The organism is Carnimonas bestiolae (genome assembly GCF_051251145.1).
Lineage (GTDB): Bacteria > Pseudomonadota > Gammaproteobacteria > Pseudomonadales > Halomonadaceae > Carnimonas > Carnimonas bestiolae.
The window spans coordinates 119,347-142,636 of the sequence record NZ_JBPCZK010000007.1; the positions used below are offsets into that span (position 1 = coordinate 119,347).

At 58.5% G+C, this 23,290-nt stretch carries 22 protein-coding genes; 5 read left to right on the top strand and 17 right to left on the bottom strand.

Going from position 1 to position 23,290, the window contains the following annotated elements; genetic code table 11:
- Positions 1-6 precede the first annotated feature (6 nt).
- Both R84865_RS09840 and ssuD read left to right on the top strand, forming a co-directional pair.
- On the top strand, positions 7-300 hold the full coding sequence (locus R84865_RS09840; RefSeq protein ID WP_435639540.1) for a hypothetical protein: 294 nt from the start codon (positions 7-9) through the stop codon (positions 298-300).
- Positions 291-1,460, top strand: a complete 1,170-nt coding sequence (ssuD, locus tag R84865_RS09845) for an FMNH2-dependent alkanesulfonate monooxygenase (protein WP_435631839.1) — start codon at positions 291-293, stop codon at positions 1,458-1,460. Before R84865_RS09840 ends, ssuD begins: the two co-directional genes overlap by 10 nt.
- 104 nt (positions 1,461-1,564) lie before the next feature.
- Here ssuD and ilvC read toward each other — a convergent pair whose 3' ends face one another.
- The 6 genes from ilvC to rluD all read right to left on the bottom strand — a co-directional run bounded on the left by ilvC (position 1,565) and on the right by rluD (position 10,419).
- Complete coding sequence (gene ilvC / locus R84865_RS09850; protein WP_435631840.1) at positions 1,565-2,581, bottom strand: ketol-acid reductoisomerase; 1,017 nt, start codon at positions 2,579-2,581, stop codon at positions 1,565-1,567.
- A 79-nt stretch (positions 2,582-2,660) separates the two neighbouring features.
- Positions 2,661-3,152: an acetolactate synthase small subunit gene (ilvN, locus tag R84865_RS09855; RefSeq protein ID WP_435631841.1), complete on the bottom strand. Its 492-nt coding sequence runs from the start codon at positions 3,150-3,152 to the stop codon at positions 2,661-2,663.
- Complete coding sequence (locus tag R84865_RS09860; protein ID WP_435631842.1) at positions 3,152-4,885, bottom strand: acetolactate synthase 3 large subunit; 1,734 nt, start codon at positions 4,883-4,885, stop codon at positions 3,152-3,154. The genes ilvN and R84865_RS09860 overlap by 1 nt, the downstream gene beginning before the upstream one ends.
- A gap of 767 nt (positions 4,886-5,652) precedes the next feature.
- Positions 5,653-8,235, bottom strand: coding sequence for an ATP-dependent chaperone ClpB (gene clpB, locus R84865_RS09865; RefSeq protein WP_435639541.1), 2,583 nt, complete (start codon positions 8,233-8,235; stop codon positions 5,653-5,655).
- A 355-nt stretch (positions 8,236-8,590) separates the two neighbouring features.
- Complete coding sequence (gene pgeF, locus R84865_RS09870; RefSeq protein WP_435639542.1) at positions 8,591-9,385, bottom strand: peptidoglycan editing factor PgeF; 795 nt, start codon at positions 9,383-9,385, stop codon at positions 8,591-8,593.
- Between the two features lie 80 nt (positions 9,386-9,465).
- Positions 9,466-10,419: a 23S rRNA pseudouridine(1911/1915/1917) synthase RluD gene (rluD, locus tag R84865_RS09875; RefSeq protein ID WP_435639543.1), complete on the bottom strand. Its 954-nt coding sequence runs from the start codon at positions 10,417-10,419 to the stop codon at positions 9,466-9,468.
- A gap of 212 nt (positions 10,420-10,631) precedes the next feature.
- Here rluD and R84865_RS09880 point away from each other — a divergent pair, with 212 nt between their 5' ends.
- From R84865_RS09880 to R84865_RS09890, 3 genes are all read left to right on the top strand, one after another.
- Complete coding sequence (locus R84865_RS09880) at positions 10,632-11,429, top strand: outer membrane protein assembly factor BamD (RefSeq protein ID WP_435631846.1); 798 nt, start codon at positions 10,632-10,634, stop codon at positions 11,427-11,429.
- A gap of 197 nt (positions 11,430-11,626) precedes the next feature.
- The gene (locus tag R84865_RS09885; protein WP_435631847.1) at positions 11,627-11,860 is read left to right on the top strand and encodes a PP0621 family protein; all 234 of its coding nucleotides are present in this window, start codon (positions 11,627-11,629) and stop codon (positions 11,858-11,860) included.
- Between the two features lie 263 nt (positions 11,861-12,123).
- Positions 12,124-12,636, top strand: coding sequence for a GspH/FimT family pseudopilin (locus R84865_RS09890; RefSeq protein ID WP_435639544.1), 513 nt, complete (start codon positions 12,124-12,126; stop codon positions 12,634-12,636).
- On the opposite strand, the gene R84865_RS09895 is transcribed toward R84865_RS09890, so the two are convergent.
- The 11 genes from R84865_RS09895 to proB form a co-directional block, all read right to left on the bottom strand.
- A complete protein-coding gene (locus R84865_RS09895; protein ID WP_435639545.1) occupies positions 12,599-13,021 on the bottom strand; it encodes a hypothetical protein in 423 nt (140 codons plus the stop codon). The genes R84865_RS09890 and R84865_RS09895 overlap by 38 nt on opposite strands.
- Positions 13,018-13,809 carry a PilW family protein gene (locus tag R84865_RS09900; protein ID WP_435639546.1) on the bottom strand — a complete coding sequence of 264 codons (792 nt, stop codon included), beginning with the start codon at positions 13,807-13,809 and terminating at the stop codon, positions 13,018-13,020. Before R84865_RS09900 ends, R84865_RS09895 begins: the two co-directional genes overlap by 4 nt.
- Complete coding sequence (locus R84865_RS09905) at positions 13,802-14,161, bottom strand: prepilin-type N-terminal cleavage/methylation domain-containing protein (RefSeq protein WP_435639547.1); 360 nt, start codon at positions 14,159-14,161, stop codon at positions 13,802-13,804. Before R84865_RS09905 ends, R84865_RS09900 begins: the two co-directional genes overlap by 8 nt.
- A complete protein-coding gene (locus R84865_RS09910; protein ID WP_435639548.1) occupies positions 14,148-14,360 on the bottom strand; it encodes a hypothetical protein in 213 nt (70 codons plus the stop codon). The genes R84865_RS09905 and R84865_RS09910 overlap by 14 nt, the downstream gene beginning before the upstream one ends.
- 60 nt (positions 14,361-14,420) lie before the next feature.
- Positions 14,421-14,885, bottom strand: coding sequence for an FKBP-type peptidyl-prolyl cis-trans isomerase (gene fkpB, locus R84865_RS09915; RefSeq protein WP_435631852.1), 465 nt, complete (start codon positions 14,883-14,885; stop codon positions 14,421-14,423).
- Positions 14,882-15,424, bottom strand: a complete 543-nt coding sequence (lspA, locus tag R84865_RS09920) for a signal peptidase II (RefSeq protein WP_435639549.1) — start codon at positions 15,422-15,424, stop codon at positions 14,882-14,884. Before lspA ends, fkpB begins: the two co-directional genes overlap by 4 nt.
- A complete protein-coding gene (gene ileS / locus R84865_RS09925; protein WP_435639550.1) occupies positions 15,417-18,281 on the bottom strand; it encodes an isoleucine--tRNA ligase in 2,865 nt (954 codons plus the stop codon). The genes lspA and ileS overlap by 8 nt, the downstream gene beginning before the upstream one ends.
- Positions 18,282-18,426: 145 nt before the next feature.
- A complete protein-coding gene (gene ribF / locus R84865_RS09930; RefSeq protein WP_435637468.1) occupies positions 18,427-19,470 on the bottom strand; it encodes a bifunctional riboflavin kinase/FAD synthetase in 1,044 nt (347 codons plus the stop codon).
- A 6-nt stretch (positions 19,471-19,476) separates the two neighbouring features.
- A complete protein-coding gene (gene murJ / locus R84865_RS09935) occupies positions 19,477-21,012 on the bottom strand; it encodes a murein biosynthesis integral membrane protein MurJ (RefSeq protein ID WP_435631856.1) in 1,536 nt (511 codons plus the stop codon).
- Positions 21,013-21,279: 267 nt separating this feature from the next.
- Positions 21,280-21,546, bottom strand: a complete 267-nt coding sequence (rpsT, locus tag R84865_RS09940) for a 30S ribosomal protein S20 (protein WP_435631857.1) — start codon at positions 21,544-21,546, stop codon at positions 21,280-21,282.
- Between the two features lie 332 nt (positions 21,547-21,878).
- Positions 21,879-23,012 carry a glutamate 5-kinase gene (gene proB / locus R84865_RS09945; RefSeq protein WP_435639551.1) on the bottom strand — a complete coding sequence of 378 codons (1,134 nt, stop codon included), beginning with the start codon at positions 23,010-23,012 and terminating at the stop codon, positions 21,879-21,881.
- Between the last annotated feature and the right edge of the window lie 278 nt (positions 23,013-23,290).

Below are 23,290 nucleotides of genomic sequence, written 5' to 3' on the forward strand. Positions count from 1 at the left end.
ACCATCGTGGGTATTCAACATAAGTGTTTAATTTCCAGCACCTATAAACGCGATATGTTGAGTTTCCAACAGCATCAAGCATCGCTGAATATCCCCACCACAGCCCAGCGTCGCGTAGTGAACGCCGCTGCCTCCCATGGCATGGCTTTTGCAGCATTATTCATACTCAACACGCCAGTGCATGCGATGAATCTGAATTTCCAAACGAGCGCCGATGCGGCATCGCCATATCGCCGCTACGCCCATCCCTGCTCTGGCGCTGTTTCCACTACAGGACATACGGATTTACCATGGCTTTAGATACCCAACCTCTCGATTTTTTATGGTTTATTCCCTCTTCGGGCGATGGCGCGTATCTGGGCTCTGATCAACGCGTGCGTGATCCGGACCCGGATTATTTTAGTGAGCTGGCTCAAACGGTTGATCGTCTTGGCTACTCCGGCGTGCTGATTCCTACTGGCTCCGCCTGCGAGGAGTCGTTTGTGCTTGCCGCTCACCTTGCCGCGCGCACCAAACGCCTAAAGTTTCTGGTCGCGATTCGTCCTGGCACCGCTTCGCCTGCACACTATGCGCGGCTAGCCTCAACCCTTGATCGTTTCTCGCGCGGCAGGCTGCTGCTAAATATCGTGGTCGGCGGCAACGCCGCTGAGCTGGCCGGCGACGGCGTATTCCTGCCCCACGACGAACGTTACGATCACGCGGAAGAGTTTTTCCAGGTATTCACACCGCTGATTGAAACCGGGCAGGCCAACCTTGATGGCAAGTACATCAAGGCGCACAACGCTCGTCTCGGCCTGCCGCCGGTGCAGGAGCCGCGACCGCCCATCTACTTTGGCGGCTCATCGGACGCCGCGATCGATTTCTCGGCTGGCTTCGTCGATAAATACCTCACCTGGGGCGAGCCGCCCGCGCAAGTGAAAGAGAAAATCGAACGGGTCAAGGCTGCTGCGGCCAAGAAAGGCCACAAGGTGACCTTCGGCATCAGGCTGCATTTCATTGTACGTGAAACCGACGAAGAAGCATGGGCAGCCGCCGACAAGCTGATTGAGCATCTTGATGAAGAAACCATCGAGAACGCGCAAAAAGCGCTGCGCGCCTCCTCTGATTCCGTCGGCCAGCAGCGCATGTTCGCGCTGCATAACGGCCGCCGCGATGCGCTAGAAGTGTCCCCCAATCTATGGGCGGGCATTGGGCTGGTGCGTTCAGGAGCAGGCACGGCGCTGGTCGGTTCTCCTGCGACAGTGGCCGAACGCCTGCGGGAGTACCAGGCACTGGGCATTGATACCGTGATCGGTTCGGGCTATCCCCATCTCGAAGAAGCCTACAGCGTTGCGGAATTGCTCTTCCCTGAGTTGGGCATCGACTCACCGCGCGATCGCATCCGCTCCTCCTTCGGCGAAAAGAGCGTGTTCGGCGGCGGTGGCCATGCTGGCAACGTCAGAAATCAGGCTACCTCGTAGCGGCCTGATCGCCCGCATCGCTATCGCGCTGCGGGAATACCCCAACCAACAAAAAACCGGCGCCTGAGCGCCGGTTTTGTTTGCTAGCTGTACCGCAAGAAAGCTTAGTTCTTCTCTTTGTCGACCAGCTTGTTGGCAGCGATCCACGGCATCATTGCACGCAGTTTGCCGCCAGTTTCTTCGATCTGGTGCTCAGCACCAAGACGACGCTTGGCCTTCAGGGTAGTGAAGCCAGCCTGGTTGTCGAGGATGAAGTCCTTGGCAAATTCGCCGGTCTGGATATCCTTCAACACCTGACGCATAGCGTTTTTGGTGTCTTCGGTGATGATCTTCGGACCGGTTACGTAATCGCCGTATTCCGCAGTGTTGGAGATCGAGTAGCGCATGTTGGCCATGCCGCCTTCGTAGATCAGGTCAACAATCAGCTTCATCTCGTGCAGACACTCGAAGTAAGCCATTTCCGGTGCATAGCCTGCTTCTACCAGCGTTTCGAAACCGGCCTGGATTAGCGCGGTAACACCGCCGCAGAGTACCGCCTGCTCGCCGAACAGGTCGGTTTCGGTTTCTTCGCGGAAAGAGGTCTGGATAACACCAGAGCGACCACCACCGACAGCGCTAGCATAGGAAAGTGCGATTTCCTTGGCCTGGCCGGACTTGTCCTGGCTGACCGCGATCAGGCAAGGGGTGCCGCCGCCTTCAACGAAGGTAGAGCGAACGGTGTGGCCCGGCGCTTTCGGCGCAATCATGATGACGTCGATGTCATCGCGCGCTTCGATCTGATTGAAGTGAATGTTGAAACCGTGCGCGAAGGCCAGCGCTGCGCCCTCTTTCAGGTTCGGCTCAACGTCACGGTAGTAGATTTGCTTCTGAAGTTCGTCAGGAGCAAGAATCATGACGACATCAGCGCCTTTTACCGCGTCAGCAACTTCCGCCACGTTAAGACCGGCTTTTTCAGCCTTGGCCCACGAGGAAGAGCCTTTACGCAGCGCGACGGTAACGTCAACGCCAGACTCTTTGAGGTTGTTAGCGTGAGCGTGACCCTGAGAACCGTAACCGAGAATGGTCACTTTCTTGCCCTGGATCAAAGAAAGGTCGCAATCCTTGTCGTAATACACCTGCATGTCGTTCACCTTTTCGCGTTAACCGCTTAATCGAATCGAGTTCATTAATGGTGCCCCCAACGGGCACCGATGGATCTGTTTATACGCTGAGCGTCTTCTCGCCGCGGGCGATACCAGACACCCCGGTACGTGCCACTTCGAGTACCGAAGATGGCCCCAGAGCTTGCAGAAAACCGTCGAGTTTTCCCGCATCGCCGGCAATTTGCACGGTATAGATGCTGGGCGTTACGTCGACGATCTGAGCACGGAAAATTTCCGCCGTGCGTTTGATTTCTTCACGCGCGTCACCCACCGCCTTCAGCTTGACTAGCATCAGCTCACGCTCGACGTGGTCGCCTTCGGTCAAATCAACCAGTTTCACCACGTCGATCAGACGATTGAGGTGTTTGGTGATCTGCTCGATGATGCGCTCATCACCGAAGGTTGTTACCGTGAGCCGCGACAGCGACGCATCTTCGGTGGGCGCAACGTTCAAGGTTTCGATGTTGAAGTTGCGCTGTGAAAACAGCCCTACCACGCGAGAGAGTGCGCCGGGCTCGTTCTCCAGCAGAATCGAGATAATGTGGCGCATCAGGTTCTCTCCGTCTTGGACAGCAGCATGTCGTTCATCGCGCCGTTGGGCACCTGCATCGGGTACACGTGCTCGCGCGGATCGACCTGCACATCAAGGAATACCAGTTCGTTGCGGTCGGCGAAGGTTTCCGCCAGCGCGCCTTCGAGCTGCTCGGCCTTATCAACACTAAGCGCCTTGAAGCCATACGCCTTGAACAAGGTAGTAAAGTCAGGCAGTGATTCAACGTAGGAATGCGCGTGGCGCGCCTTGTAGTTGAGATCCTGCCACTGGCGTACCATGCCCAGCGAATGGTTATTGAGGTTGATGATTTTCACCCCGATACCAAACTGCTTACAGGTCGATAGCTCCTGCATCATCATCTGGAAGCTGCCTTCACCGGTAAACAGCACCACCTGCTCGTTGGGGTGGTTCAGTTTTACGCCCATCGCGGCAGGCAGACCGAACCCCATGGTGCCAAGGCCGCCGGAAGTAATCAGGCGATGCGGCTTATCAAACTTGTAGTACTGGGCAGCAAACATCTGATGCTGCCCCACGTCGGTAGCTACGAACGCATCGCCATTGGTGGCGCGGTAAACGGCTTCGACCACCTCTTCGGGCTTCAGCAGTTCACCTGGCGCAGAGGGCTCATACAGCTTGCCTTCACGACTGGCGCGCCATTCATCAATACGCGTCCACCAATCGCTGAGCTGCTCGTCACGCTGCGCGCCGTCGACGCCACGCTCGCTTAGAAGCCCTATCATCTCGTTCAGCACGCTCGTGGCAGCGCCCACAATCGGCACATCGGCGGAGACGGTTTTCGAAATCGAGCTGGGATCGATGTCGACGTGGATAATCTTGGCCGTTGGGCAGAATTTCGCCACGTTATTGGTGACGCGGTCGTCAAAACGCGCCCCAACGCAGAAGATCAGATCGGCGTGGTGCATCGCCTGGTTGGCGACAAAACTGCCGTGCATGCCCGGCCAGCCCAAGCACTGGCGATCCGTTTGCGGGAACGCGCCAATGCCCATCAGCGACGTAATCACCGGTAGATTGAGGCGTCGCGCCAGATCAGTAAGCGGCTCACTGGCGTGACCGGTAATAATACCGCCGCCGGCGAACACCACCGGACGCTGCGCATTGGTGAGCAGCTCGACTGCTTTCTTGATCTGACCGGCGTGGCCGCGTGAAGGCGGCGCGTAGGAGCGCAGCTTGACCTTCTTCGGGTAGCTGTATTCGTGACGCTCGTTAGGCGACGTCATATCCTTGGGAATATCCACGACCACAGGGCCGGGGCGGCCTGAAGCAGCAATGTAGAAGGCCTTTTTCAGCACCGTAGGGATGTCGGAGGGATGCTTGATGGTAAAGCTGTGCTTCACGATCGGACGCGTTACGCCAACGATGTCGGTTTCCTGGAAGGCATCTTCGCCAATCAAATGGCTGGCCACCTGCCCGCATAGCACCACCATGGGGATTGAATCCATGTAGGCGGTTGCGATGCCGGTAACGGCGTTGGTCGCACCGGGGCCGGAAGTTACCAGCACGACGCCGGGCTTGCCGGTAGAGCGTGCGTAGCCATCAGCCATGTGCGTAGCGGCCTGTTCGTGACGAACCAGAATATGTTTGACGGCATCCTGACGGAACAGCGCGTCGTATATATGCAGCGCCGCACCACCGGGATAGCCATAGATGTATTCGACGCCTTCATCTGCCAGAAAGCGTGCGATCATGTCTGCGCCGGAAAGGAGTTCCACGGTAAATCCTCTTAGGTCTCGATATCGGTCACAGTGCAATACGCACTGGAGCTCGAGGGCGGTTATTCGCCTGTTCGACCGCCCGCGGCGGCGAACACCTGACGGCCTGGGTGCTAACGCACCCCACTGGGGCGCTGTAGCATGCTGGCGGGACCGGGAGCGCTGGCAAGGAGACTCCTCGCGCAGCGGCTTCCCACGACCGGGTAAGGTCAGCCCAAAGGGGTATCACGACTGGCAAAACAGTGGAGATTGACTGTTTGCCAGCGGGTCCGGGACGCGTAAGCAATAGGTGAATTGCAGTGCACCGAGGAGGCTTGGGTATTGCCGCCTAGAGTGCCACGTCATCAGGGAGGTATAGAGTGGTTGTTTTTTTATTCTTTGTCAACATATAGCGCACTAAAGTTTTATCAGGGTTGTTTATGCTTACGAAACCGCGATTTACCGCAATAAAAATTCAATAAAATGACATTTCATAAAACCTGAGTTCATAAAGCTCTTTCCAGCTGGAAGCATAGCCGCCACGCCCCCTTAGCGCCTCGCTGAGCGCGCCCTTTGCATCACATAGCGGTAACGATAAAGGCCACACCGAGAGCAGCGCCCTATTCCCGCTTTAGCGTTTTCTTTTGACCGCTCTGTCACCGAGTGGAAGGCGCAGTGCCAGGGTAACCTGCCGCTAGATTCACCATGAGCGACTAGCCGCTGTATCGCACAAAAAAATCCCCCGCAGGAAGTATCCTACGGGGGAGATTGCTGCTGAAGGAAGCACGTTAGCTCAGCGCTAGCTCGCCCTCTGCAGCCCCCACCTTGACGGTATCACCGGGGCCGTAGCGACCGGCCAACAGCTCCTGTGCCAGCGGATTCTCGAGACGCGTCTGAATGGCGCGTTTCAACGGACGGGCGCCAAACACGGGGTCGAAGCCCACCACCGCAAGCTGTGCCAGCGCAGCATCGCTAACCTCGAGCCCGATCTCGCGCTCGGCCAGCCGTGCACGCAAACGTTCGAGCTGAATCGATGCGATACGCTGGATCTGGTCCTGCCCCAGCGGATGGAAGACCACCACTTCGTCGATACGGTTGATGACCTCAGGACGGAAGTGCGTACCCACCACGTCCATGACCGCGCCTTTCATCTCGTCGTATTTATCCGCTTCACCGCCATACTGCTGGATAACATCGGAGCCGAGATTGGACGTCATCACCACCACCGTGTTGCGGAAGTCAACAGTGCGCCCCTGACCATCGGTCAAGCGGCCGTCTTCGAGCACTTGCAGCAAGATATTGAAGACATCGGGATGTGCTTTCTCGACTTCATCAAGCAGCACTACCGAATAGGGCTTACGACGCACCGCTTCAGTCAGGTAGCCGCCCTCTTCGTAGCCGACATAGCCGGGAGGCGCGCCGATCAAGCGGGCCACCGAGTGTTTCTCCATGAACTCGGACATATCGATGCGCACCATCGCTTCTTCGGTATCGAAGAGGAAGGTCGCCAATGCCTTGCACAGCTCGGTTTTACCCACCCCGGTCGGGCCGAGGAACAGGAACGAACCGTTAGGCCGATTGGGATCGCCGATGCCTGCACGCGAGCGGCGAACCGCATTGGACACGGCATCGACGGCTTCGTTTTGACCAATAACCCGCTCGTGCAGCGCATCTTCCATGCGCAGCAGCTTATCGCGCTCACCTTCCAGCATTTTGGAAACCGGAATGCCGGTCCAGCGTGACACCACTTCAGCGATTTCTTCTTCCGTCACGTTGGCGCGCAGCAGTTTAAGTGGCGCTTGATCGGCGTCTGCTGTTTCGTTGGCCTGCGCGATTTTCTCCTCCAACTGCGGAATCACGCCGTACTGCAACTCAGACATCTTGCCGAGATCGCCTGCGCGACGCGCGGCATCCAATTCGGTGCGTGCCTGCTCAAGCTCGGTCTTGAACTGCGCCGCGCCTTCCAGACTGGCTTTTTCCGATTTCCACAGTTCCTCCAGATCGGCGTACTCTTTCTCGAGCACCTGAATCTGCTCTTCCAGCGAATCGAGACGTTTGCGCGTTGCTTCGTCGGTCTCTTTTTTCAGCGCTTCACGCTCAATTTTAAGCTGAATCAAACGCCGTTCGAGCTTATCCATCGACTCTGGCTTGGAGTCCATCTCCATGCGGATGCGCGAGGCTGCTTCGTCGATCAGGTCGATGGCCTTATCGGGCAACTGCCGATCAGGAATGTAGCGCGTCGACAGCTTGGCCGCGGCGATAATGGCGCCGTCGGTAATCTGCACCCCATGGTGCACTTCGTAGCGCTCTTTCAGGCCGCGCAGAATGGCGATGGTGTCTTCTTCGCTCGGCTCATCGACCAGCACCTTCTGGAAGCGACGCTCCAGGGCCGCGTCTTTCTCAATGTACTGGCGATACTCGTCGAGCGTGGTCGCGCCAACACAGTGCAGCTCGCCGCGCGCCAGCGCTGGCTTGAGCATATTGCCCGCATCCATGGCACCGTCCGCCTTACCGGCCCCTACCATGGTGTGAATTTCATCGATAAACAGAATGACGCGGCCTTCTTCCTTGGCGAGCTCATTCAGTACCGATTTCAGGCGTTCTTCGAAATCACCGCGGAATTTGGCACCGGCCAGCAAGGCACCAAGATCCAACGCCAGCACGCGCTTGTCTTTCAGCGATTCCGGCACTTCACCGTTCACAATGCGCTGCGCTAGTCCCTCAACGATGGCGGTTTTACCCACCCCGGGCTCACCGATCAGTACCGGGTTGTTTTTGGTACGACGCTGCAAGACCTGAATGGCACGACGAATTTCATCATCGCGACCGATCACCGGATCGAGTTTGCCGCTGCGCGCGCGCTCGGTCAGATCCTGGGTATACTTCTCGAGTGCTTCGCGTTTTTCTTCAGCCTGAGCATCGTTCACCGCTGCCCCTCCTCGTAATCCATCCACTGCCGCGCGAGCGCTCTGCGCGGTGACACCTGCGTTTTTCAGCGCCTTGCCCACCTCGCCGCCGGCTTCCACGGCGGCAATCAGCACTAGCTCGGTCGCCAGATATTCGTCGCCTCGGGTTTGCGCCTCGCGATCCGCCAAATTAAGTAGCTGGGCCAAGCCCTGTCCCATGCCTACATTACCGTCAAACTGTGACACCGAAGGCAGGTTGTCGACTTGCTGCTTGAGCTGCTCTTTCAGGCGATCAACATCGCCGCCCGCCTTCTGTACCAGCGCGCGGAAGCCACCATCGCTATCGTCCAGCAGGGCCACCAGCAGGTGCGCTGGCTGAAGTTCATTTTGAGAATGGCCGACGGCAACAGACTGCGCATCGGCCAGCGCGTTTTGCAGCTTACTGGTCAAACGATCCATTCGCATAGACAGGTTCTCCTGTGTGCTCCGCCGCAAGCCAGTAGCGCGCTTCGCCAGAGCATGTAAATCGGGCGCCGCCTTCTCTATCGGGCAGCATTGTCTGGAAGAATAGATGGTGTTAGTCGGGCCGGTTTCAAGAGCAAATGAAAAAGTTATCCACTTTTTTTATGTTAAATAGATAAGTAACAGGTTGAGGCCTAACGTCAGGCCGACACCAGCGTATTCAGCAGCCATTGAAAGCTGGCTATTGCTTACTGGCAACGTGGAAGAAGAGGAGAAATAGCAGCGTTCAGGCAATCAGCAGCGCTTTACCCGGCCCCATTCCAGCGCAATGGAGGGCTGATCATCAGCCCATTGCGCGTTAACCGCGCAGCCAGATAACGCTTGCCATGCGACCGGTGATGCCGTCGCTTTCACGGTAGGAATAGAAACGCTTGTCGGAAGCTGTGCAGAAGAGACCACCGCTGATGTTTTTAATGCCACAGCGCTTAAGCCGTAGCTGCGCCAATTGATAAAGATCAGCCATGTAGTGCCCCAAGCGATAGGGGCTGTGCTCGAACGCGGTCTCGTCTTCGGCATTGGCCGATACGAAGCAGTCGAACACCTCCTGCCCTACTTCGAACTGCGCACTGGAAATAGCCGGCCCCATCCAGGCCATTACCTCGTGAGCTGGGCAATCGAGCGCTGCCAGCGTGCGCTCAAGCACGCCTTCCGCCAGCCCACGCCACCCGGCATGGGCGACCGCTACCCGCGTTCCAGCGGTATCGCAGAAGAACACCGGCAGACAGTCAGCGGTAAGCACCACGCAGGCGTAATCGCGGTTAAAAGCCACCGAGGCATCGGCATTGGGTACTTCTCCTGGCGCGGGCAGTGAGGTCTGCACCTGAGTGCCATGCACCTGATTCAGCCACAGCAGCGGCCGCTCGTCGCCAATACGCGCCGCTAGCCAGCGCCGGCAGCGGCTTACCGTCGCGGGGTCATCACCCACGTGCGCCGCTGTGTTGAAGGCATCAAAAGGCGCTTGGCTGGGGCCGGTTTCGCGGGTGGTCACCAGCGCTCGTACCGACGCCGGTGCCGACCAGTCAGGCACTAGCCAATGAGGCTGCTCGTCGAGTTCAAGGTGACGAGGCGAGTTGTTATCGTGAGTGTGTGTCATGCAGCCTTCCTGTCAGCACATCGCGTTAGCGGCAGCCAATGCCACCCCTGCTTACGCCACCTTGTTGATCGCTAGCGGCGCTATTCGTTGGCGTCGGCGCGCAGTGCGCTCAGCAGCGACACCATATCATTGGGTAGCGGCGCGTCGAAGCGCATCTGTCGGCCGCTTTGCGGATGCTCCAGCACCAGCCGATGGGCATGCAGCGCTTGGCGCGGGAATTCGCTGAGTTCGCGCTTGAGCGTCTCATCGGCGCCCGCAGGCAGCTTGAGTCGACCGCCATACACAGGATCGCCGACCAACGGCAGCTTCTGGTGCGCCATATGCACGCGAATCTGGTGCGTGCGCCCCGTTTCCAGCGAACAGCGTAGCAAGGTGTGCGCACGAAAGCGCTCAAGCACACGATAATGCGTAACGGCTGGCTTGCCACCCTGCACCACCGCTTGACGTTTGCGATCCTTGGGATGGCGGCCCAGCGGCGCATCGACGCGACCGCCGCTGATCGGTACTCCCACCACGACAGCGTCATACTCGCGCGCGACGCTGTGATCCTTCAACTGTTCGATCAAGGAACGCTGCGCCAGCAGTGACTTCGCCACCACCATCAAGCCGCTGGTATCTTTATCGAGGCGATGCACAATGCCAGCACGCGCCAGATTAATAAGCTCGGGCTGATGATGCAGCAGTGCGTTCAATAGCGTGCCATCAGGGTTGCCCGCCGCAGGATGCACCACAATACCCGCCGGTTTATTCAGCACCAGCAGGTGCTCGTCTTCGAAAACGATGGCAAGCGGAATATCTTCAGCCTCCCACTCGCCCGCCGGCTCGACCTCTGCTTCCAACGAAAGACGCTGACCCGCAGCTACTTTCACCTTCGGTTTGGCTATTTGACCATCGAGACGAAGCTGTCCGGATTCGATCCAGTGCTTGAGTTTTTCGCGTGACCAATCAGCGAACAAACGCGCGGCCGCCTGGTCGAAACGCAGGCCGTGCAGGCTTTCTGGCACGCTATGATGCTGATCTATGACTTCTGGCATAACTAACAGCTCCGCTGCTTCACGCGTGGCTCAGTACGAGATTCACCGTCCAAGCGGTGTCATAACTCGCGCTGGTGATTTATAGTGAAGCGGATTTTTGTCTCTACAGCGATGGCATTTTCGCATGCTATGCTGGCGGGACGCTAAAGATGATGAAGGACGGCGGCGAATTCTAGCATGGACGCCGTGGTTTGCCCGACACGAGGAAAACAATGCGCGCTTATCAATTGAGTGCTCTCGCGCTGGTCGCTGCCGTGCTGGTAGGTTGCGGCGGAAATACCAAGCCAGTGGCTGATCTTCCAGAACAGCAGCTCTACCAACAAGCCCAACAGTCGCTGAACAACGGTCGCTACTCAGCGGCGGTCACCCAGCTCGAAACACTTGATAGCCGTTATCCGTTCAGTCAAAACGCCGAAAACGTGCAGCTTGACCTGATCTATGGCTATTACCAGGTGAATAACTGGGACTCGACCATTGCCTCTGCGGGACGCTTCATTCGTCTTCATCCCGACAATGCGCAAGTGGATTACGCTTATTACCTGCGCGGTCTTGCCAACTGGCAGGCGGGTCGATTCGGCCTGGAGGGTCTTGATCTGGTCAGCATCTCCACGCGTGATCTGGGCGCTACCAACGCCGCCTACAAGGACTTCAACGAGCTGATCACGCGCTTCCCGCAAAGCCGCTACGCGCCCGACGCCCGTCAGCGCATTATCTACCTGCGCAATCTGACCGCGCAGCACGAGCTTGAAGTTGCTGATTTCTATCTGCGCAAGCGCGATTACGTCGCCGCCATCGAGCGCGGACGCTGGGTTATTTCGCACTATCCGCAAACGCCTGCCAACTATGATGCGCTGGCCAGCATGGTAGAAGGCTACATGGGGCTGAATATGGACGACCGTGCGCGCGAAACGCTCGCCGTGTTGATTCATAACAAGCCCGACTACAAACAGCTGAATGGCACTACCTTCAAAACGCGCCATTTGGGAAAAACACTTTCCCTCGACGGCTAGTAGGCTGGAGCTAAAAGGCCAAAAGGCGCGCAGCTTGGGCTGCGCGCCTTTTTGTTATCCAATCGAGCGATAAAGGTATCGCTATCGCGCGCCGCCCACCACCATTGGCGCGTCGTGCAAACTCGCTATACACTTCAGCGAATTCTGTCAGCCACTGGCTGCTTTGCTTTCGCGGGCCTCAATCAGGAGCCGTCACGTTGTTACAGTTCATCGCCATTGCTCTACTTGGCTACATTGCCTACAGATTTATCAGCAGCCTGAAGAAACCTTCCGTCGCACGCGAGCAGCGCTCGCCGAAACGTCACGACGTGCCCAGCATCAATACGGTGCGCTGCGCGCATTGCGGCCTGCACATTGCAGCAACCGATGCCGTGCATAACGACGCATCCTCGAATTCCTACTGCTGCGAAGAGCACGCACGTCTCGGTTAACCGAATATCCTGAACGTCTCGCAGGCTATCTTCGTCCCACCTGACCGGCAGCATTGCCTATCCCACGCTGCGCCCTTCGCTTTCTCTTCGCCCCACCATCTTGGTCAGCGCCGTTGTTGCCACGCGCCACGCGTTTACTCTCGGCATGAGCTTTGGCGACTTTCCTTCATTACGCGATCGATGATTTCTAACCTCGGCGTTAAACCTGAGTGGATGCCCTACCGATAGGCTGACTTCCTGCAGCTTCTCAAGGTGATACGGGTATGCCATCTCATTCCCAAAGCGGATTCTCGGTTGTTTCGATCATGGCGGCCATGCTGGTGGCATCGATATTACTCAGCTACTCGCTGCCGAGCGCGCAACGATGGCTGGCGGAGCGACGCGCAGTGGCCGACCGCCAGCGCTTTGCTGCGCTGATCGAGCAAGCACGTTTGGTCAGCATGATGACGGCAACGCCTCAGCGGCTATGCCCGAGAGGCGATTCGCAGCGCTGCGGTCAACAATGGTCGGCGGGAGCACTTCTCGATACCCCAAGCGACCGTACGCTTCCAATCAGCCGCTTCGAACTTTCGCCGGGAGTCCAACTGAGCGGGCCCGCCACCGAGCTGGTGTTCCGCCCAGACAGCGCTGCCAACATGCTTAACGCGACGTTTGATTTCTCCACCCGCTACGGCAGCCACCACCGCTTGATACTCAATCGTTCGGGGCGTCCGCGAGAAGAGAGCGACCTTGAGTCGGCTACCCCCAGCGCCAGTACCCCGGCACCATCGCGATGAAGGCGTTACCGTTGGACACTCGCCAGCCTCCTTTGAAGACCTTCTCGCCATAGGGGCGACCATCACACCGCCACGCAGCGACTTCCAGCGCTTGGCAGTGTCGTAATGGCAGCCAAGGGCAGACGGTTGGCGCAGTTAAGGTCGTGACCGCCACGCATGTTTCGCCATCGCTAAAGGAAGCCACGGGCGCACCCCGTTCGAGCGCTTGCCACGCCGCTTCGACTGACTGCGTTAGCGCGATGCTATTTTGCAGCGCGGAAAACTCTCGGTTCACGTTGGCGACTTCGTGGTGCAGGTGCGCTGCTGCTCCTTCTAATAACACCGCCAACAGCATCATCAACAGCAGCGCTAGCGGCAGCGCCATCCCTCGCTCGTTGGCAATCATGGAGAAACACCCAGCGATTGCCGCGCCAGCTGTTGCCAGGCACGCTGCGCTCTCCAGCGTTCCAGCGGATTGCGCAACGCCACCTCGAACTGACGCTGGACAGTAGCTGGCGAATCGGCACACTCGCTGCCTGTTGCGGTAACACGACACTGCACCGCCACCACCGCCGGCCATTGCTGGATAGCCGCAGCGGACCGCCATGGCGTTACGCGTCCTTGCGGGTCGAGCTCTGCATAGCGACATTTCAGCTCACAGATACCGCGCACCAGCTCTTCTGCATTACGCCTGCCCGCAATGCGCTGATAAAGCCCCGAAGGCTTTCCGGATAGATACAGCCCAGTGGCGTAGAAGCGCCACTCCTGCCGAGCATCGTCGACGGCTGCAAAGGGTAGTTCAGTGCCCGCCAATTCATGAGCCGCCCGCGCATAGCGCACAATCAACGCCTCGCTGCCCTGAGTACCGCCTGCGAGCGCATCGCCCAGCGAGCTCACGCAGGGCTGACGCTGGCACCTTATCTCGCCGCGCGCAGCACTGACCGCCGGCGGCACCAAGCTGCCCTCCACCCCTGCGGGCATGCCCCAGAAGCCAGCGCGCTTGAGCTCCTGTGTGATGACCAGGCTGGCCAAGCGTGCGCGCTCATGGGCTAACTGTTGCGCTCTCACGTGCATCAACTGGCCTTGCAACTGAGCATGCGTGCTCAACAGCGCCGCCACCAGCAGCGAGGTGATCAGCATCACCACCAGCATTTCGCCCAGCACCACGCCACGATCGTCCGCCGCGCTACTCATGGGTTGCTCGCAGCGTAATCAGCTCCGATGCCGCCGCATTCTGCCCCGCTACACAGCGCTGCTGTTGCTTCGACCAATCAAGCCACAGCTGAAGATTGCCACCAGCATGACGAGAACATATGACCACGCGATCATTGCCGGTAACCGCGGATTGTTCGCTGAACGCTACGCCGAGAGAATGATTTGCCGCCAGATTCGCCAGTGCCTGCACCGCGAGGCTGCGCTGCTGTAACAGCGCTGTCTGCCCGCTCAGCGCAACCATTCCGTTGGTGATGGCCGCAACGCCAATGGCAGCGATTGCCATGGCGGCGATCAGCTCAATCAGCGCAAAGCCTGAGTCATTGCCAGCCATTTTCTTCTCCCGATAAACCCAACGAGAGAATATCGGCAGCAATGAACACCGTTTTAGCGGCAGGCGGTGAGGACGGCAGGTCGGCAGAAAGGCAGGAAGGCAGGAAGGCAGGAAGGCAGGAAGGCAGGAAGGCAGGAAGGCAGGAAGGCAGGAAGGCAGGAAGGCAGGAAGGCAGGAAATGCTCGCGACGCCAGAGCATAACGACAAAACGCCCTTGTCGATGGCTCGACAAGGGCGTGAAGTTACCGGCCTATCGCGCTTAGTGCGTAGTAGTCGGTTTTACCGAGATGATTTCTGCGTCGAACACCAGCACCTTACCGGCCAGCGGATGGTTGAAATCCACGTCGACCTGCTCACCCTCTACCGTTTTGATAACGCCGGGAAGCTCGCCGCCAGCGGGATCGGTGAAAGAAACCACCGTGCCCACTTCCAGCTCAATGTCATCACTGAACGCATCCCGCGTTAGTAGCTGAACATTTTGCTCGTTGTACTGGCCAAAGGCGTGCTCGGGCGAGATGGTGAAGGAGTCGCGCTCACCAGCGTGCATGCCTTTTAGCGGCTGTTCGAAACCTGGCGGAAGATTACCGTCACCAAAATCGAAGGTGGCTGGCTTCTTATCGCGGGTGGTATCGACCTGGGTACCATCCTCGAGCGTCAGCGTGAAATGCAGCGTGACAGTGGTACCTTCCCCCACCGCAGCGCCGTCAGATGATATAGAGCTCATGAGCGCTCCTTGTTGATGGCCCTACGCGGCGATCTGAACGCATCCAGAATCAGCACGATGGCGCCGACGGTGATCGCGCTATCGGCAATGTTGAACGCTGGATAGTAATACGCGCTATGCCAATGAAACGACAGGAAGTCGATAACGTAGCCGTGCACCATCCTATCGAACAGATTGCCCAGCGCACCGCCGATAATCAGCGCCAGCGCAATAGCCATACCGCGCTGCCCCTGCTTGAGCCGGGTCAGCCAAAACGACAGCCCAACGACGGCGACGATGGCAATCAGGGCGAACAGCCAACGCTGCCAGCCAGCATGGTCGGCCAGAAAGCTGAACGCAGCACCATGATTGAACAGTAGCGTCAGATCGAAGAAGCCATTGATGACCGGATGCGGTTGGCGATATTCAAGGCCACTCACGGCCAGCCATTTGGCACCCAGATCAACGGCGATCACCAGTAGCGACAGCCACAGCCAGCGCAACGGTGAGCGCATCGGCGCTGCGGCTGGCGCAGCGCTGCGTGCAGACGAATCAGGCATACAAACGCACCTCACCTTCATGACCCGGCAGGTTCAGGATGCTGCGTTCGCACAGCGTCGGGTACTCGGCATGAGTGCCCACATCGGGACGACGTTCCCAACTGCGCTCACACTTGGGCCAGCTGCTTGCTTCTACCTTGACCTTCAGCCCTTCAAGTTCAGTGGCCGCCGCATCCGATGCCTCGGCAAGCGGTGCCAGACGCGCTTCAGAGGTAATCAGCACGAAGCGCAACTCGTGGCCTAGGCTGTCGAGCAGCGCGTGTAGCTCATCATCGACGTAGAGCGTGACCTCGGTATCCAGCGAGCCTTTGACCAAGCCTTCGCCACGCGCCGTTTCCAGACATTTGTTCACCGCGTGCTTCACGTCCATCACACGCGCCCAGAACTCGCGACCGTAGGCGAAATCATCGGGCAGCGCCGCCAGCTCGGTGTAGTACTCCTCAAGCAGCACGCTATCGAGCTTGCTGCCGGGAATGTTTTCGTACACTTCATCGGCGGTAAACGACAAAATCGGCGCCATCCAGCGGCTGAGCGCCTGTACGATGTGATAGAGCGCGGTCTGACAGCTGCGACGCGGCAGCGAGTCGGCCTGCGTGGTGTACTGGCGATCCTTGATGATATCCAGATAGAAGCTGCCCATGTCGCGCGAACAGAATGTCAGCACTTGCTGGTACACGTCGAGGAAACGGTACTCGCTATAGGCTTTTTCAACACGCTGCTGCAGCTGCGCGGCGCGATCGACCGCCCAGCGATCCAGCGCGATCATCTTCTCGGGCGCAACGATATCGCTCGCCGGATCGAAGCCGGTCAGGTTGCCCAGCATAAAGCGCGCGGTGTTGCGGATACGGCGATAGGCGTCGGCGATACGCTTAAGGATTTCGTCGGAAACCGGCATCTCTGCCGAGTAGTCGCTCGACGATACCCACAGCCTGAGAATATCCGCGCCCAGCTTATCCATAACCTGCTGCGGCGCGACCACGTTACCCACCGACTTCGACATCTTGCGCCCCTGCTGATCGACGGTGAAGCCGTGCGTCAGCAGCGCCTTGTAAGGCGGGCGCTCATCGATAGCAGAGCCGGTGAGCAGCGACGACTGGAACCAACCGCGGTGCTGGTCAGAGCCTTCCAGATAGAGATCGGCAACATTGCCTTCCAGATGCGCCAGCTCGGAGTGTGAGCCGCGCAGCACGTGGAAGTTGGTGGTGCCGGAGTCGAACCAGACATCGAGCGTGTCAGTAACTTTCTCGTACTGGCTCGCTTCATCACCCAGCAGCTCCGCCGCATCCAGCTTGAACCATGCCTCGATGCCTTCTTTCTCAACACGCAGCGCAACTTCTTCGATCAACTGCTGGGTACGCGGATGCAGTTCGCCGCTTTCACGATGCAAGAAGAATGGAATCGGCACGCCCCAGTTACGCTGACGCGAGATACACCAGTCAGGGCGCCCTTCGATCATGCTGTGCAGGCGGTTCTGGCCCCAACTCGGGTAGAAGCGCGTATCGTCGACGCCTTGCAGCGCTAGCTCGCGCAGGGTTTTACCATCTGCGCCTGCTTTATCCATCGCAATAAACCACTGCGCAGTGGCGCGATAGATCAGCGGCGTTTTGTGACGCCAGCAGTGCATATAGCTGTGGGTGATACGTTTGTGCGCTAGCAGATTGCCGGAGTCGCTCAGCACCGCCACGATATTGGGATTGGCTTTCCAGATAAACTGACCGCCAAACAGCGGAAGCGATGTAGCGTACACACCGTTGGACTGCACCGGGTTCAGAATGTCGTCGAAGCTGAAGCCGTTGCGCTGACAGGTATAGAAGTCGTCCTCACCGTAGGCTGGCGCGGAGTGAACCACCCCCGTGCCTGCGCCTAGCTCGACGTAGTCGGCCAGCAGCACCGGCGCGACGCGATCAAAACCGCTGTCGGTGAGTGCCAGCGGATGGCGGAATTCAAGGCGATCAAGCTTGCTGCCCGAGGTACGCGCGATTACCTCACCTTCCAGGCCAAAGCGCTCAAGGCTGCTCTCAACCAGCTCTTCGGCAAGCAGCAGCAGACGCTCGCCGGTATCGACCAGCACGTAGTCGAAGTCGGGGTGAACGTTCAGCGCCTGGTTGGCTGGAATGGTCCACGGCGTGGTTGTCCAGATCACCGCTGCAGCAGGCTTCGGCAGCGCATCCAGACCGAAGGCAGCGGCCAAGGCGGCATCATCGACGGCGGGGAACGCCACATCGATCGCGTCGGAATCTTTGTCCTGATATTCCACTTCGGCTTCCGCCAGCGCTGACTGACAGTCGAAGCACCAGTTAACCGGCTTGAGCCCTTTATAGACGAAGCCACGCTCAGCAATCTTGCCAAGCGCACGAATTTCGTTGGCTTCGTTGGAAAAGTTCATGGTCAGGTAAGGGTTCGCCCAGTCGCCCAGTACACCCAGTCGAATGAAATCGGCCTTCTGCCCTTCCACTTGCTCACTCGCGTATTCACGGCACAGTTCACGCGCCTTGTCCGCTGGCAAATGCTTGCCATGCACGGTTTCGACCTTGTGTTCGATGGGCAGGCCATGGCAGTCCCAGCCCGGCACGTAAGGCGCATCGAAGCCGGCCAGGTTTTTGGACTTGAGCACCATGTCCTTGAGGATCTTGTTAACCGCATGCCCGATATGAATGCTGCCGTTAGCGTAGGGAGGGCCGTCGTGCAGAATGAAGCGCTCGCGACCGTGGCGTGCCTCACGCAGTTTTTCGTAAAGGTGCATGTCGGTCCAGCGAGCCAGCCGCGCCGGCTCTTTGCTGGGCAGATTGCCACGCATCGGGAAGTCCGTATGCGGCAAGTTCAGCGTATGCTTGTAGTCGTGTGTTTGATCGCTCATGGCCTGCTCATGAAAGTCGTTACGAAGAGGGAGTGGGCACCTGTCGGCCCATTACAGAGAAAAACCTGCAAAGGCGCACGCGAGGCCACCATACGGTCACCAAGCGAGCGCCAGAAATAACGCACGGAACAACAGCGAAGCGGCTTCATGCTGAATCTCCAGCGGGCCGCGTGTGATCCGTCGACGGCGATAGCGGCACGCTTGCCAGCGGCAGCTGCGCAGCATTGTCCAGCGCGACCTGATGCTGGCGTATGTCTGGCAACAGCGGCACGAGATAATCGCGGCTGACCGCGACATCGTGATGGAGTTGCTGCTTCAACACCTCGATGCCCGGGAAAGCGACTTCGCCGCGCAGCCTTACGCACGGCACCACAACCAGCCGCTCGCCATAGAGGTCGCCCTTGAAATCAATCAGATGCACTTCCAGCACCGGGCGCTCGCTGCCCACCGTAGGCCGCCAGCCGAAGTTGGCCGCTCCCGCGTATAGCTCGCCATTTTCGCGCATCACCAGCACCGCATAAACGCCACGCAGTACCAGCGGCGTTTTGGGCAGCGGAATATTGGCGGTGGGCACGCCGATGGTGCGACCCAACTGGCGATCCTCCACCACCCGGCCGGAAAAACGATAGGCACGCCCCAGCAGCAGTGCCGCCTGACGAAAATTGCCGGAAGCCAGCAGTGTGCGCACGCGACTGGATGACACGCGCTCACCGTCAAGCTGGAAGGAACGCGTATTTACCACGCTAAAGCTGTGGGCGCGGCCAATCTCTTCCAATAGTGCGAAGTCGCCGGCACGGTCGCAGCCGAAGCGGAAATCATCGCCTACAACCAGATAGCTGACGTTCAGTCCATCGATCAGTACCCGATCGACAAATTCCCGCGCGGAAAGCTCTCTAAGCCGCTGGTTAAAGGGCAGGCACAGCACTCGATCGACACCAGCCTCCTCCATTAACCGCAGCTTGTCGCGCAGGGAGGTAAGCCGCGGTGGCGCCTGATCGCTGGAGAAATACTCGCGCGGCTGCGGCTCGAACAGCACCACCGTGGTAGGCAGCTGCAAGGCAGCGGCACGGCTGCGGAGCTGATTCAGAATCTCGATATGGCCCAGGTGTACGCCATCGAAATTGCCGATGGTGGCTACACAGCCACGATGAGAAGGGCGTAGGTTGTGCAGTCCTCTGATCAATTCCATTGCCTGTCAGCCTCGCATTCTGAACTGGGATACGCGCATGCCGGTCACTGCCAACCACCCAAAGTAAATGACCATCGCACCAACGACTGTCAGCGCCATGCCTTCGGCACGCTGCGCTGCGCCCCACGCCACCCACTGCTGCCAGGGGGGCACCCACCATAAAAGCGCAGCAGCCATCAGTAAGCACGCGGAGCCAATCTGCAGCCCATAGCGCCACCATCCTTTATGAAACCGCAGCACGCCGGCACGCCACAATCCACGCCCCAGCAGTCCCGCGTTAACAAAGGATGCCAATGCGGTCGATAACGCCAGCCCCACGTGCGCAAGCGGCCCCACCAACAGTAGGTTGAATACCATATTGGCGATAACCGCCACGATACCAATACGCACCGGTGTTTTGGTGTCCTGGCGTGCGTAAAAGCCGGGGGCCAGCACCTTGATCAGCATATAGCCGATCATGCCAAAGCAAAGGGCCCGCAGGCTCATAGCCGTCATGACAATATCGTGATCCGTCATCTTGCCATAATGAAACAGCGTCACCAGCATCGGTTCGGCCAGAATGAAGATCGCAATGGCCGCCGGAAGGCTTAACAGCAGGATAGTGCGCAGTCCCCAGTCGATCATGCGCGAAAAGTGCTGCGGGTCATTGGCCGCCTTCTCTCGCGATAGCGCCGGCAGGATGACGGTGCCAATCGCTACCCCCACGATACCGGTCGGCAAATCGACCAGTCGGTCAGAGTAAAATAGCCAGGTCGCGCTTCCCGTTGTCAGGAAGGAGGCCAGAATCGAGTTAAGCGTCAGGTTGATTTGCGACACCGACACGCCAAAGATTGCGGGGCCCATCAGCTTGAGAATGCGTTTGACACCGGGATGACGAAAATCGGGCCAGGGCTTCGGCAGCAGGCGTAAACGCCATAGGAACGGCAGCTGGAAACCCAACTGAATAACACCCGCAGCCAACACGCCCCACGCCAGCGCCATGGCAGGTATCGACAAATGCGGTGACAGCCACAGCATTGACGCAATCATGGTGAGGTTAAGGAACACCGGCGTGAGCGCCGGTACCGCGAAACGATCCCAGGTATTCAGCACGGCGCCGCAGAAGGCCGTTAGCGAGATAAGCAGCAGGTAAGGGAACATGATGCGCAGCATCTGCGCGGTCAGTTCCATCTTGCCCGGCACCTCAGCAAAGCCCGGCGCGAATACCCATACCAACAGCGGCGAAGCCACCACGGCCACGACAGTGATCGCAGCGAGAATCAGCGCCAGTGCGCCCGACGCTGAATTCAGCAGCCGTTTGACTTCGTTATGGTCCTTGGTGGTGGCGTATTCAGACAGCACCGGTACGAAGGCCTGACTAAACGCCCCTTCCGCAAACAGCCTGCGCAACAGATTGGGAATTCTGAAGGCAATAACGTAGGCATCAGCGCTGCCAGTGGCCCCTAACAAGGCACTGGTCATCATATCGCGCACCAGCCCCAGTACCCGCGAGACCATTGTCATTGCACCGACGACTGCGCCGGATCTAAGCAACCCTGCCACCCGAGGCTCCTTTATTGGCTATCCATCAAAACCAAACGTCACACGCTGATATCGCTACATCCGAGCACTAACGCGCAACATGCGCAGCACGCCATCGAGGGCGCAAAGCAGCATGCAGACTGCCTTCATGCGATCAGCGGGTACAGACTTTTATTCGTGACGCCGCTTGATTACATGAAATGTGCACGATGTACGGCGCTGCGCTCCACTTCGTACAGCCATAAAAAAACCGGCCGAAGCCGGTTTTTAGTGCAGCACCTGACCGGCTTAGGCAGCCAGGCTTTTAATTCGCGCGTTAAGACGGCTCTTGATACGAGCAGCCTTTTTCTTGGCGATAACGTCCTTGTCAGCAATGCGGTCGATAACCGGCTGAGCTGCCTTGAACTCGGCAGTGGCTGCCGCGTGGTCGCCGCTTTGGACTGCTTTAAGAACGCGTTTTACGTAGGTACGTACCATGGAACGCTGACTGGATTTCAGAACGCGACGTTTTTCGTTCTGACGTGCGCGTTTGCGAGCTTGCTTGGAATTCGCCACCGTCTACTCCCTCGGAATATCGACAGTAAAAAGATAAATGGATTTTCAAATGCCACCCGACGCTGACCGCTCTCGCCATAAGAGGGGATGCGCCCGGGATGAGCAACGACTGCAGGCGGTCGGGTTACCAGTAGAGCCACGGCAAACGCTGCCGTAACCTTCTGAAACACGCGACAAAGCAGCTGCAATCGCACGGGCCATGTCTGAGAGGATGCAGCATTCTATCAGCGATAACCAACAATGCCAACATACGGAGTGAATATCCCCCGCTTCGCGCGTGGGCAGTGATCGCTATTGGCGGCATCCTTCGACAGCGATGCCGCCTGAATACGTCACACCATTACGAGATTGTCGCGATGGATCAGATCGGGGGAATGGCAGAAGCCCAGAATAGGTTCGATGGCGCGGCTAGGCATGCCGAGAATACGCTTGGTATCCTGTGAACCATAATTGATAATGCCTTTCGCCACTGATTCTCCCTGCGCGTTCACACACAGCACGATATCGCCGCGATTGAAGTCGCCGGATACCTGCTTGACACCCACCGGCAGCAAACTCGACCCTTCATCCCGCAGGCGAGCCACAGCACCATCGTCTAACACCAGCGTACCGCGCACCTTAACCTGCCCCAGCAGCCACCGCTTACGCGCCGTCACTCCGCTTCCTTCCGGCTTCAGCAGCGTTCCCAACTCTTCGCCATCGACGACGCGCAGCACCACATTGGGCTGGCGACCGCTGGCGATTACCGTAACGGCCCCAGAGCGAGCGGCCACGCGCGACGCCTTGACCTTGGTCGCCATACCGCCGCGGCCTAGCGCCCCGCCATCACCCGCCATCGCATCGAGGGAGGTGTCGTCGGCATCCGCTTCGGGAATCAGCTTGGCATCAGGATTTTCGCTAGGGTTATCGTCAAACAGCCCTTCCTGATCAGTTAGCAGCACCAGCACTTCAGCTTCCACCAGATTGGTCACCAGCGCGCCCAGAGTATCGTTATCGCCAAAGTTGATTTCGTCATTGGCGACCGTGTCGTTTTCGTTGATAACCGGCACCACGCCCAGCTCGATCAGCGTTTTCAACCTCGCCTGAGCATTCAGGTAGCGCCGACGATCAGCCAAATCATCATGGGTAAGAAGGATCTGGGCACTCAGCACACCATGACCAGCAAACTGATCTTCCCAGCACTGCACTAACCCGGACTGCCCTACCGCGGCCGCGGCCTGCAGGTGATCGAGCTCGGTGGGGCGCTCGCTCCATCCCAGCCGTGTCATGCCTTCGGCAACAGCGCCCGACGACACCACCACCGGATGGATACCACGCCGCCGCAGCTCTACGAGCTGCTCTACCCATTGCGCAATACCGTCGCGGTTAAGACCACGACCATCGTTGGTGAGAAGCGCACTACCAATCTTGACGACAACACATTTCACGTTGGCAAGATCAGCGCGTCCGAGTACCTGACGAGCCATTCGTTGTTCACCTCTTGTGGCGTAACACATTCCATTATCGACACCAGCCCGCAACGCTCGATGAACGTCGCGCCAGCCAGATTGGCCTTACCTACCGCCGCGTATTCGACAAAACATTACAATGACACCAACCCAGGTATTCATCAACGCCCTATCCCCCCGCCCGCTGCCGCTTCAGCCAAACCGGCTGTGGATAACGTAACGGGGCGGCGCCCAGCCCCAGCACGTGTCGTGCCGGCGACCGAACGCCACCCCGTTGTGGATAAGACAGAAAATAA

What these genes read in the sequence shown, in the direction of transcription:
- ssuD (WP_435631839.1), top strand. Translation starts at nt 291, where the DNA reads ATGGCTTTAGATACCCAACCTCTCGATTTTTTATGGTTTATTCCCTCT.
- ilvC (WP_435631840.1), bottom strand. Translation starts at nt 2,581, where the DNA reads ATGCAGGTGTATTACGACAAGGATTGCGACCTTTCTTTGATCCAGGGC.
- ilvN (WP_435631841.1), bottom strand. Translation starts at nt 3,152, where the DNA reads ATGCGCCACATTATCTCGATTCTGCTGGAGAACGAGCCCGGCGCACTC.
- clpB (WP_435639541.1), bottom strand. Translation starts at nt 8,235, where the DNA reads ATGCGAATGGATCGTTTGACCAGTAAGCTGCAAAACGCGCTGGCCGAT.
- pgeF (WP_435639542.1), bottom strand. Translation starts at nt 9,385, where the DNA reads ATGACACACACTCACGATAACAACTCGCCTCGTCACCTTGAACTCGAC.
- rluD (WP_435639543.1), bottom strand. Translation starts at nt 10,419, where the DNA reads ATGCCAGAAGTCATAGATCAGCATCATAGCGTGCCAGAAAGCCTGCAC.
- R84865_RS09880 (WP_435631846.1), top strand. Translation starts at nt 10,632, where the DNA reads ATGCGCGCTTATCAATTGAGTGCTCTCGCGCTGGTCGCTGCCGTGCTG.
- R84865_RS09890 (WP_435639544.1), top strand. Translation starts at nt 12,124, where the DNA reads ATGCCATCTCATTCCCAAAGCGGATTCTCGGTTGTTTCGATCATGGCG.
- R84865_RS09895 (WP_435639545.1), bottom strand. Translation starts at nt 13,021, where the DNA reads ATGATTGCCAACGAGCGAGGGATGGCGCTGCCGCTAGCGCTGCTGTTG.
- R84865_RS09900 (WP_435639546.1), bottom strand. Translation starts at nt 13,809, where the DNA reads ATGAGTAGCGCGGCGGACGATCGTGGCGTGGTGCTGGGCGAAATGCTG.
- R84865_RS09905 (WP_435639547.1), bottom strand. Translation starts at nt 14,161, where the DNA reads ATGGCTGGCAATGACTCAGGCTTTGCGCTGATTGAGCTGATCGCCGCC.
- R84865_RS09910 (WP_435639548.1), bottom strand. Translation starts at nt 14,360, where the DNA reads ATGCTCTGGCGTCGCGAGCATTTCCTGCCTTCCTGCCTTCCTGCCTTC.
- fkpB (WP_435631852.1), bottom strand. Translation starts at nt 14,885, where the DNA reads ATGAGCTCTATATCATCTGACGGCGCTGCGGTGGGGGAAGGTACCACT.
- lspA (WP_435639549.1), bottom strand. Translation starts at nt 15,424, where the DNA reads ATGCCTGATTCGTCTGCACGCAGCGCTGCGCCAGCCGCAGCGCCGATG.
- ileS (WP_435639550.1), bottom strand. Translation starts at nt 18,281, where the DNA reads ATGAGCGATCAAACACACGACTACAAGCATACGCTGAACTTGCCGCAT.
- ribF (WP_435637468.1), bottom strand. Translation starts at nt 19,470, where the DNA reads ATGGAATTGATCAGAGGACTGCACAACCTACGCCCTTCTCATCGTGGC.
- proB (WP_435639551.1), bottom strand. Translation starts at nt 23,012, where the DNA reads ATGGCTCGTCAGGTACTCGGACGCGCTGATCTTGCCAACGTGAAATGT.